Raw genomic sequence first — 6,732 nt, 5'->3', positions numbered from 1 at the left:
TGATATCGGGTCAGTCGCGGCCGATGCCGCTACGCAGCATCGCATTCGCGAGGCTCGCGACGCGTTCGGTGTCGCTGTTCTCGGCCCAGACCGAATAGCGCAAGCCCAGGAACACGTTCATTCCCATGAGGGCCCATGCGTGGGCTTCCTCCATGCCTTCCCGGAACACGCCTTCGGCCTCGCCGCTTTTCAGCCGTTCGAGAATGCGCGCGGCCGTCGTTTCGTAGTGCTGGCGGAAGCTCTTGGGATCGACAAATTCGGCCTCGTCGATGATGCGGTATATTTCCTTGTTATCGCTCGCGAATTCAAGGAACGCCTGTAGGGCTGCCTGTTCCACTTCGAAGGGATCGGTTTTTCCTTCCACACCTTCACGTGCGTGGCTGGCGACCTGTGCGCTCATGTCGTTCACGAGCGCGCGAAAGATCGCATCCTTGCTTTCGAAATAGGTGTAAAAGCTGCCCAAAGCGGTTCCGGCGCGGCGAGTAATGCCGCTGATCGACGCTTCGTGAAATCCCTTCTCACCGAATTCCTTGGCCGCCGCATCGAGCAATTTGCGCAGCGTCTTGCGCCCTCTTTCGGTGCGCGGTGTCTTGTCCTGCGCTGCGGGCGAAGCTGGTTGCGTCAAAGCCATGGACATCTCGCTAACCGCAAATTGGGGACGGGGCAAAGAAAAAAGTTGAAAGGTGGTTCAACTCTCAATATACGGGCAACAATTCTTGGGAGAGAAAAACATGACAAACGCTCGCAACCTTTTTTGTGCTGCCTCCATTTTGGCCGTCAGCGCCATGGCTATTCCTGCGCATGCGCAGCAGGCCGATCCGTCGGATGAAGAGGCGGAAGAAGCCGAGCCCGGCACGATTTTCGTCACCGCGCGCCGCCGCGAAGAAAGGCTGATCGATGTTCCCGTGGCTGTCAGCAGCTTTGGCGAAGAGGAATTGCAGCGCCGCGGCACGGTCGACATCACCGATATCGCGCAGATCACGCCGAACACCACGCTCGAGGAATCGCGCGGCACCAACTCCACCCTGTCGGCATTCATCCGCGGCATCGGCCAGCAGGATCCGGTTTCGGGCTTCGAACAAGGCGTCGGCATCTACCTGGACGATGTTTACCTGAACCGCCCGCAGGCTGCCGTGCTCGACATCTATGATGTGGAGCGGATCGAAGTGCTGCGTGGACCGCAAGGCACGCTCTATGGTCGCAACACAATCGGCGGCGCGGTGAAATATGTGACCCGCGAATTGCCGGACGAAACGTCGCTGCGTCTGCGCGGCACGTTCGGATCTTACGACCGCGCCGAGGGTGTAATCACAGCCTCCACGCCGATCACCGATGAAGTGCGCGTGGGCGCTTCTGTTGCTCGCTTGTCGCGTGGTGGTTTCGGTGAAAACCTGACCACGGGCGAGGACAATTACAACAAAGATATCTGGGCCATGCGCGGCACGCTGGAAGTGGGCGGCAATGGCGCGCCATACCTGCTGCGCTTCTCCGGTGACTATACGCATGATCGCAGCAATGCGCGCGGTGGCTATCGCCTGATCGAAGGCGTCGCGTCGGGTGCGCCTATCCTCGACAATGTCTTCGATACGCGCGGTGGGCTTGTCGATCCGGCGCAGGATGTCGAGGCGTACGGCCTTGCAGCCAATCTGCGGTTCGACGTGTCGGACGCGCTGACGATCCGCTCGATCACCGCATACCGCACCGATGACAGCGCATCGCCGATCGACTTCGATGCTCTTCCGGCGGTTGATCTGGACGTGCCCGCTTTCTATTCGAATGAACAGGTCAGCCAGGAAATCCAGCTGATCTGGGACGATGGCGGGCCTTTCACCGGCCTGCTCGGCGGGTATTACCTCGACGCGAGCGCCGATACCGCATTCGACGTACGCCTGTTCACCACCTTCGCTGGCTTTACCGCCTTCACGCAGGCTGATGTCGATACGGAGACCTTCGCGATCTTCGGCGATTTTACCTACGACATTACGGAACAGCTGAGCCTGTCGCTCGGCGGGCGCTATACTTGGGATGAACGTTCTGCCGATATCCTTCGTCAGAACTATTTGGGTGGCGGTTCGCCGGTTTTCGGCGGCGCAGGCATTGCCTTTGGCGCGCCGAGCACAAATTTCCAGGGCAGCGAGAATTTCAACAAATTCACGCCGCGCGCGTCGCTCAGCTTCCAGCCGACTCCCGATCACACGATCTACGCCAGCTATTCGCAGGGCTTCAAAGGCGGCGGTTTCGACCCGCGCGGTGTGGGTGTGAATGCTCCGGCGGCAACGCCCGGCGCACCGACCGATGCCGAAGTCGCCGACTTCCTCAGCTTCGCTCCTGAATCGGTCGATAGCTACGAGATCGGCTACAAGGGCAATCTGTTTGGCGATGCGGTCTATGTCGCTCTCGCCGGTTTCTACGCCGATTACACCGATGTCCAGATACCCGGCTCGGTCGCCTGTAATGTCGGCGGCATCCAGACCTTCTGCGGGGTGGTTTCCAATGCTGGCTCGGCCGAGTTCATGGGCGTCGAATTCGAAACGAACGCCCGCCTTGCGGAAGACCTGCTGGGCTCGGGCGACGAGCTTCGCTTTATCGGCTCGCTCGGCTGGATTGATGCCGAATACACCGAGTACATCACCAATATCGGCGGCGTACCCACCGATGTGTCCGACTTCCGCGAAGTGCAGAACACGCCCGAATGGAGCGGGAGTGCGACGCTGGGTTACACCACGCCCGTCGGCAATGGCGATCTCTATCTCGGCAACACAGTGTCCTTCCGTAGCGCGACGACGCAGTTCGAAATCGCCAACCCGTTTCTTGATCAGGGTGGCTATGCGCTGTGGGATGCCAGCATCGTCTACAATGATGATCGCGGCTTCAGCATCGGCCTTTACGGACGCAATCTGACCGATCACGAATATCGCACATCGGGTTATACGTTTATCGCCATCAACCCGACCACGGGTGCGCCGATCCTGACCGATGGTGAGCCTACGCCGAACCTCGGCACCGAAGGCACGCTGACGGCATTCTACGGCAACCCGCGCCAGGTCTATGTGACGGCGACGATCGAATTCTGATCCCTCCTGAGGGTCAGGCCGGAACAATGCGCGATTATCGCGAACACCGATACCAGAGCGCGTGCGGGCAGCTCAGCCTGTTCGCACGCGACTATGGCGGGCAGGGCAAGCCGCTGCTGCTGATGCATGGGCTGACGCGCAATAGCGGCGACTTCGGGCCATTGGCAGAGCATCTTGCGCCCGAATACCGTCTGATCGTCCCCGATCAGCGGGGGCGCGGCTTGTCCGACTATGATCCGGACCCGTCTAATTACCGGCCGGACATCTATGCGCAGGATATGTTCGCGCTTCTGGGATCGCTGGATATCGCCTCCCCCGGCGTCATCGGCACGTCAATGGGCGGCCTGATCGCCATGACGATGAATGCGATGCAGCCCGGCGCGTTTCCGGCGATCGTCTTCAACGATGTGGGGCCGGAATTGTCCTTGCCAGGGCTGGAGCGGATTGCGGGTTATGTCGGGAATGATACGACTTTCGCGGACTGGGACGAGGCCGCGGCCGCTTGCGCCAAAACCAATGGCGATGCCTTCCCGGATTTCACAGGCGATGACTGGCAGAAATGGGCGAGGCGCACGTGTCGTGAACTACCCGATGGCCGGATTGCATTCGCCTATGACACAGCTATTGCGAGCAGCTTTTCAAATTTGGGCGACACGCCGCAGCCTGACCTTTGGCCGCTCTGGCAGATGCTTGATGAGACACCGGTTCTCGTAATCCGCGGCGCGCTGTCGGATTTGCTAACGCGTGAGACGCTCGCGTTGATGGAAGAGCGGCATGGCGGCCCGTTTTCTAGTGCCGAAATTCCCTCGCGCGGCCATGCACCTCTGCTTGATGAGCCCGAAGCGGTCTCCGCGATTACAGCGTTTCTCGGCGAGCATCTGCCATGAGCGCGGAAGCCTCTGTAAGGCCAGATCCCAATCGCAATACCGTGCTGGCGATGCTGTTGGTGGTCTATATTTTCAATTTCGTGGACCGGCAGATCCTGTCGATCCTCGCCGCGCCTATTCAGGCGGACCTGCAGCTGGACGATGGCCAGATGGGCCTCCTCGGCGGTTTCGCCTTTGCGCTGCTCTATTCGACCATGGCCGTGCCGCTGGCTGCGCTTGCCGATCGCACCAGCCGCAGCTGGGTCATCGCCGTCTCACTCGCCGCTTGGAGCGGATTCACCGCGCTTTGCGGATTGGCACAGAATTTCTGGCACATCTTCCTCGCGCGGCTTGGTGTCGGCATCGGCGAGGCGGGCGGCGTCGCGCCATCTTACGCACTTATTGGCGACTATTTTCCCAGCGAACAGCGGGCGAGGGCGCTGTCGGTTTACTCACTCGGCATACCCATTGGCTCCGGCCTCGGCGTGTTGCTCGGCGGTTATATCGCGTCGACCGTCGACTGGCGCACGGCCTTCTTCACGGTTGGCCTGCTGGGCGTTGCGATTGTTCCGATCTTCAAATGGCTGGTGCGCGACAAGCAGAAACCCAAGGTTAGCGCGGAAAATTCGAACGATATCGCGCCCATGCCAGCGTTGAAGGAAACGGCAGGCGTGCTCGCACGCAAGAAGAGCTTCTGGTTCCTCTCCTTCGGCGCGGCGATGTCGTCCATGCTCGGTTATGGCATCGCCTTCTGGCTGCCGAGCCTGCTGATCCGCAGCTTCGGATTTGACCTGGTCGGGGCCTCGCAATTCTTCGGAGCCATCCTGCTGATCGGCGGCGTGATTGGTGTGCTCGCAGGTGGCTTTCTGGCGGACCGGCTGGGCGGGCGCGACCGGGCGTTCTACTCCTGGGTGCCGGGCGTCGCATTCTTCCTCGGCGCGCCGCTGTTCGCTGCCGGAATTACGAGCGCCGACTGGAAACTGGCCTTCGTGCTATTCCTGTTGCCACAGGCGCTGGCCTATATCTGGCTCGGTCCGGTTCTCTCGGCAATCCAGCATCTTGTTGTGCCAGCTGCACGCTCGACGGCGTCGGCGCTGTTCCTGTTGATCAACAATCTGATCGGTCTAGGCGGCGGGATTTATGCACTGGGCGCTGTCTCCGACTTCCTGACCCCGACTTATGGGGACGAGGCTCTGCGCTATTCGATGCTCTATTCGCTCGTGCTTTATGCGGGGGCAGCCCTGCTCATGGCGCTTGCCGGACCGGCACTGCGTAAAGACTGGGTCGCCGAATAGCTAAGTTTCACGCGTAACTAATTTGGTTGGCAAGCGGGTGCGGCTGGCTTAGGTCTGCGCGCCATGATTTCTCGTCAATTGGCCGTGTGAAGCGATGCTTTCGGTTCTGGATATCTTCAAGGTCGGGCTTGGCCCGTCGAGCTCACATACGGTGGGGCCGATGCGCGTGGGCCTCCGCGTCATCGAGGATGCGAAAGCTGCGGGCTGTTTCGATGCGGTTCGCCGCGCCCATATTAGCCTGCATGGCTCGCTCGCTCTCACAGGGGTCGGGCACGGTGTCGACAAGGCCTGCATCCTCGGCCTTGCTGGTTACGAGCCAGACAAGGTCGCTCCGGATGAAGCGGACAGAGCCGTTCGCGATGTCCGCGAAACGAAACGCCTGACGCTCGGTGGCGCGCATGAGATCGCTTTCGACCCCGCCGCAGACATCGACCTGCGCTCCGACATCATCCCCGAAATCCACCCCAACGAGATGCATATCACGCTGCTGGATGGCGCAGGTGAAGTGCTGTTGGAAGCGACCTATTACTCGGTGGGCGGTGGCTTCATCGCTAGCGAGAGGCAATTGCGCAATCCGGCTGAAGACGATCTGATCTCCGTCGGACCGAAACCGGTCTACGCCTTCGGCTCTGCCAAGGAATTGCTGGCGCTATGCGAAAGCAATGACCTCTCAATCGAAGAGCTCGTGCTCGCAAACGAAGACTGCATGCGCCCGCGTGAGAAGACGCTCGCCGGGATCGATCATATCTGGGATGTCATGCGCGCCTGTATCGAGCGGGGGCTGACCACGCCGGGACAGCTGCCCGGCGGCCTCAACGTCAAACGCCGCGCCCCACAATTGTTCGAGCGATTGGAAGCCACACCCGGCGCCAATGAAAGCGAGCGGATTTTCGACTGGCTCAACGTCTATGCCATGGCGGTGAACGAGGAAAACGCTGTCGGTGGCCGGGTTGTGACAGCGCCCACCAATGGCGCGGCAGGCATCATCCCCGCAGTGCTCAAACACTATTGCGAGACCACCGGTTGCAGCGACCGCGAGGCGAGCCGCCGTTTCCTCGTGACCGCCGCTGGCATTGGCATTCTTTACAAACAACGCGCATCGATTTCGGGCGCGGAAATGGGCTGCCAGGGCGAAGTCGGTGTCGCTTGCTCCATGGCCGCTGCAGGGCTCGCTGCGATCTGGGGCGGCACGCCCGCTCAGATCGAACATGCGGCGGAAATAGGCATGGAGCACAATCTTGGCCTCACCTGCGACCCCGTTGGCGGGCTGGTGCAGATTCCCTGTATTGAGCGCAATGCCGTGGGTGCGGTGAAAGCCGTTAACGCCGCGCGCCTCGCACTGGTCGCTTCGGACCAGCCGTGCGTATCGCTCGATCAGGTCATCGAAACGATGCGCCAGACCGGCCTCGACATGTCGAGCAAGTACAAGGAAACCAGCCAAGGCGGGCTTGCGGTCAACGTCATCGAATGCTGACCGCCGCCCGCGCCTGGCGTGCG

General features: G+C 60.9%; 5 protein-coding genes. 4 read left to right on the top strand and 1 reads right to left on the bottom strand.

Annotated features, from left to right (window positions below):
- Positions 1 to 10: 10 nt before the first annotated feature.
- Positions 11 to 631 (bottom strand): TetR/AcrR family transcriptional regulator, encoded by a 621-nt coding sequence (locus tag O2N64_RS01380; RefSeq protein ID WP_271078510.1) that lies wholly within the window; start codon positions 629 to 631, stop codon positions 11 to 13.
- A gap of 100 nt (positions 632 to 731) precedes the next feature.
- On the opposite strand from O2N64_RS01380, the gene O2N64_RS01375 reads away from it, so the two are divergent.
- From O2N64_RS01375 to O2N64_RS01360, 4 genes are all read left to right on the top strand, one after another.
- Complete coding sequence (locus O2N64_RS01375) at positions 732 to 3,074, top strand: TonB-dependent receptor (protein WP_442866737.1); 2,343 nt, start codon at positions 732 to 734, stop codon at positions 3,072 to 3,074.
- Between the two features lie 26 nt (positions 3,075 to 3,100).
- Positions 3,101 to 3,961 (top strand): alpha/beta fold hydrolase, encoded by an 861-nt coding sequence (locus O2N64_RS01370; RefSeq protein ID WP_271078508.1) that lies wholly within the window; start codon positions 3,101 to 3,103, stop codon positions 3,959 to 3,961.
- On the top strand, positions 3,958 to 5,235 hold the full coding sequence (locus O2N64_RS01365) for a spinster family MFS transporter (RefSeq protein WP_271078507.1): 1,278 nt from the start codon (positions 3,958 to 3,960) through the stop codon (positions 5,233 to 5,235). The genes O2N64_RS01370 and O2N64_RS01365 overlap by 4 nt, the downstream gene beginning before the upstream one ends.
- 94 nt (positions 5,236 to 5,329) lie before the next feature.
- Entirely contained in the window at positions 5,330 to 6,709 is a 1,380-nt protein-coding gene (locus tag O2N64_RS01360) for an L-serine ammonia-lyase (RefSeq protein ID WP_271078506.1), read from the top strand.
- Positions 6,710 to 6,732: the final 23 nt, after the last annotated feature.

The sequence above is a fragment of the Aurantiacibacter sp. MUD61 genome, from assembly GCF_027912455.1.
Taxonomy (GTDB): Bacteria; Pseudomonadota; Alphaproteobacteria; order Sphingomonadales; family Sphingomonadaceae; genus Alteraurantiacibacter.
The sequence above is the reverse complement of the archived record's forward strand: the minus strand, read 5'-3'. Positions and strand labels throughout refer to the sequence as shown.

Excerpts from the sequence above, each read along its gene's own strand:
- O2N64_RS01380 (WP_271078510.1), bottom strand. The coding sequence starts at position 631 with ATGGCTTTGACGCAACCAGCTTCGCCCGCAGCGCAGGACAAGACACCG.
- O2N64_RS01375 (WP_442866737.1), top strand. The coding sequence starts at position 732 with ATGACAAACGCTCGCAACCTTTTTTGTGCTGCCTCCATTTTGGCCGTC.
- O2N64_RS01370 (WP_271078508.1), top strand. The coding sequence starts at position 3,101 with ATGCGCGATTATCGCGAACACCGATACCAGAGCGCGTGCGGGCAGCTC.
- O2N64_RS01365 (WP_271078507.1), top strand. The coding sequence starts at position 3,958 with ATGAGCGCGGAAGCCTCTGTAAGGCCAGATCCCAATCGCAATACCGTG.
- O2N64_RS01360 (WP_271078506.1), top strand. The coding sequence starts at position 5,330 with ATGCTTTCGGTTCTGGATATCTTCAAGGTCGGGCTTGGCCCGTCGAGC.